The organism is Pseudomonas fluorescens (assembly GCF_005938625.1).
GTDB lineage: Bacteria > Pseudomonadota > Gammaproteobacteria > Pseudomonadales > Pseudomonadaceae > Aquipseudomonas > Aquipseudomonas fluorescens_BD.
In genome coordinates this window covers 1-2980 of the sequence record NZ_VCNJ01000060.1, presented here as the reverse complement: position 1 = coordinate 2980, position 2980 = coordinate 1, and the positions used below count along the sequence as shown (strand labels likewise).

Annotated in this window: 4 protein-coding genes and 3 tRNA genes; all 7 read left to right on the top strand. The window is 52.1% G+C overall.

The genetic code is table 11. The features are described from left to right. The first annotated feature begins 172 nt into the window (after window positions 1–172). Window positions 173–1126: a bifunctional biotin--[acetyl-CoA-carboxylase] ligase/biotin operon repressor BirA gene (birA, locus tag FGA82_RS27690; RefSeq protein ID WP_141129558.1), complete on the top strand. Its 954-nt coding sequence runs from the start codon at window positions 173–175 to the stop codon at window positions 1124–1126. Next, complete coding sequence (locus FGA82_RS27685; RefSeq protein ID WP_141129557.1) at window positions 1116–1868, top strand: pantothenate kinase; 753 nt, start codon at window positions 1116–1118, stop codon at window positions 1866–1868. The genes birA and FGA82_RS27685 overlap by 11 nt, the downstream gene beginning before the upstream one ends. Before the next feature lie 7 nt (window positions 1869–1875). After that, window positions 1876–2307, top strand: coding sequence for a hypothetical protein (locus FGA82_RS27680; RefSeq protein ID WP_141129556.1), 432 nt, complete (start codon window positions 1876–1878; stop codon window positions 2305–2307). A 143-nt stretch (window positions 2308–2450) separates the two neighbouring features. Next, window positions 2451–2535, top strand: a tRNA-Tyr gene (locus FGA82_RS27675). Window positions 2536–2560: 25 nt separating this feature from the next. Beyond that, window positions 2561–2634 (top strand) — tRNA-Gly (locus FGA82_RS27670). Window positions 2635–2660: 26 nt separating this feature from the next. Further along, window positions 2661–2736, top strand: a tRNA-Thr gene (locus FGA82_RS27665). 85 nt (window positions 2737–2821) lie between these two features. Next, a partial coding sequence (locus FGA82_RS27660) for a GTP-binding protein (protein ID WP_238556644.1) occupies window positions 2822–2980 on the top strand: 159 nt, incomplete at its 3' end.

The following is a 2980-nucleotide window of genomic DNA, read 5'->3' as shown; positions in this document are numbered from 1 at the left end:
TTTGAGGTTTCCCCATGTGAGAGTAGGTCATCGTCAAGATTAAATTCCGAAACCCCAATTGCGAAAGCAGTTGGGGTTTTGTTTTGCCCGCAGGAAAAGCATCTGCTTGATTTCTATGCAACAGCCCGGGTCATGGCTATTATTCGGGGCTCATTGTGAGGGCGAGACCTGCATGTTGACGTTGTTGAACCTCCTGAAAGATGGTCGATTCCATTCTGGTCAGGATCTGGGGGCCGCCCTGGGAATAAGTCGAAGTGCGGTGTGGAAGCAGCTTCAGCAGCTTGAGGCGGAGCTTGGCTTGTCCATCCATAAAGTTCGAGGGCGGGGGTATCAATTGGCTGCGCCATTGACGTTGCTCGATTCTCGGACACTGTCGGCAATGGCGCCCGGTTGGCCGGTTACTGTTCTACATTCGGTCGACTCGACAAATGCTGAAGCCTTGCGCGCGGTTGGCCAAGGAAGTTTGGCGCCCTTTTTAGTGCTCGCGGAGCGGCAAGTCTCTGGGCGTGGGCGACGAGGCCGTAAATGGGTGAGTCCCTTTGCAGAAAACCTCTATTACAGCCTTGTCCTTCGCATTGATGGCGGAATGCGCCAGCTCGAGGGCTTGAGTCTTGTTGTGGGGTTGGCTGTCTTGCAGGCTCTGAGAAATTTTGGAGTGCCGGGTGCGGGATTGAAATGGCCTAACGATGTCTTGGTGGGTAACAAGAAAATTGCCGGCATTCTCCTTGAGCTCGTTGGAGATCCGGCAGACGTTTGCCATGTAGTGCTGGGAATTGGCGTCAACGTGAACATGCAGGAGGCCGACGATGTCGATCAGCAATGGACGTCGATTCGGCTTGAGTCAGGTAGAAACACTGATCGCAATGCCTTGGTGGCTGAGCTTGGTAAGCAGTTAAATGATTATATCCAGCGCCATCAGATGATCGGTTTTTCGGCTCTCCAGGCGGAATGGGAGGCAAATCATTTGTGGCAAGATCGCTCTGTGTCATTGATTGCGGGTTCCAGTCAGATAGATGGTGTTGTGCTCGGAATCGACTGTCAGGGTGCGCTGCGGCTGAAGGTGGATGGCGTGGAAAAAGTCTTTAGTGGCGGCGAGCTCAGCCTAAGGTTGCGTGATGATTCTTGAGCTCGACTGTGGGAACAGCTTTATTAAGTGGCGAGTGCTGAAGTTTGCGCTCGACGCTGTATTTTTCGAAGGGGTTGTCGACTCTGATCTCGCGTTGCTTGACAGTTTGAGAGCTCTCGATGGGCTTGCGCTTCGTAAGTGTCGCGTGGTCAGTGTCAGGACTGCAGAGGAGACTGATGCCTTGATCCGTGCTATCGAGTGCGAGTTCGATATTTCGGTGGTGTGCGCGAAGCCCGCTCGTGAAATGTCCGGTGTCAAAAATGGTTATGAAGATTACGAGCGTCTAGGGCTGGATCGATGGCTGGCCATGCTTGGCGGGTTTCATCTAGCGTCGGGTGGTGCTTGCCTGGTGCTTGATTTCGGTACGGCGGTAACTGCAGATTTTATTGCTGCGAATGGTGAACATCTGGGCGGTTTTATTTGCCCAGGAATGCCTTTGATGCGAAATCAGCTACGTACGCATACCCGTAATATTCGCTATGGAGATCTTGCGGCCGAGCGCGCGCTGTCCAGTAGTGCGCCTGGGCGTACCACCGTTGAGGCCGTGGAGCGAGGGTGTTTATTGATGTTGCAGGGTTTCGTATTGACGCAGTTGGAAATGGCGCGTTCCTACTGGGGGGAAGACTTCATGGTCTTTATCACTGGCGGGGATGCTGAATTGGTTGCGGGTGTCTCGCCCGAAGCTCGAGTCGTTCCTGATCTGGTGTTTGTGGGGTTGGCTATGGCGTGTCCTTTTTCCTGAGGTTTGTATGCGTTGGTTGTTTCTCCTGCTTCTTGTTCTTAATGTTTTCTATTATGTCTGGCATCAGCAGGAGGCGCCCTTGCGGGCGAAGGATGTAACGCCTCTTAGTTTGTATCGAGGTTCCCAGCAAGACATTCGCTTGCTCAGCGAAACGACGGGTGAGGTTCGGGACGGGCAGGAGGAGCGTCGTCAACAGTGTCTTTTCCTTGGCGGTTTTTCTCGGCAGGAATCGATTTCAGCGCTCCAGCAGCGACTGGCTGAAATGGGGGTTGATGTAAAATCTTCGACGAAGGATGCATCTGGGGCTGGTTATTGGTTGTCTGTTTCGCCTCAGGGCCAGCGTTTGCTGGGGGATGTGCAGTTGCAAAACCTTTCCAACGAATTCAATGAGTTAAAACATAAAATAATGCTGTGTGAGGGGGTTGCACCTGCTGAATAGTTTGCATAGAATGGCGCCCGCTCCACAGCGAAGACCTAAACAGGAATTCAAAGTGAGGCGGTGTCAACGCAGCTAACCTCAGGTTTTTAAATGAGAAAATGCTTGACAGGGGTTTGGCATAGTATAGAATGCCGGCCTGATTAGGAGGGGTTCCCGAGCGGCCAAAGGGATCAGACTGTAAATCTGACGTCTACGACTTCGAAGGTTCGAATCCTTCTCCCTCCACCAGATTTAAGCGTGAGCTGCAGGCTCCGCGGGTATAGTTTAGTGGTAGAACCTCAGCCTTCCAAGCTGATGATGCGGGTTCGATTCCCGCTACCCGCTCCAAGTTTGCAGGTTGTGCAAAGTGTTTCGCTCTTGTAGCTCAGTTGGTAGAGCACACCCTTGGTAAGGGTGAGGTCAGCGGTTCAAATCCGCTCAAGAGCTCCATATAACAAGGCAGATATGAAAATATCTGCCTTTGTTTTAATGGTTGATATTGTTTGTCTAATTTCTTCTGTTGAGGGTGATATCGATGGCTAAGGAAAAATTTGATCGTTCCCTGCCCCACGTCAACGTTGGGACCATTGGTCACGTTGACCACGGTAAAACCACTCTGACCGCTGCTCTGACTCGCGTCTGCTCCGAAGTTTTCGGTTCGGCCGTAGTTGAGTTCGACAAGATCGACAGCGCT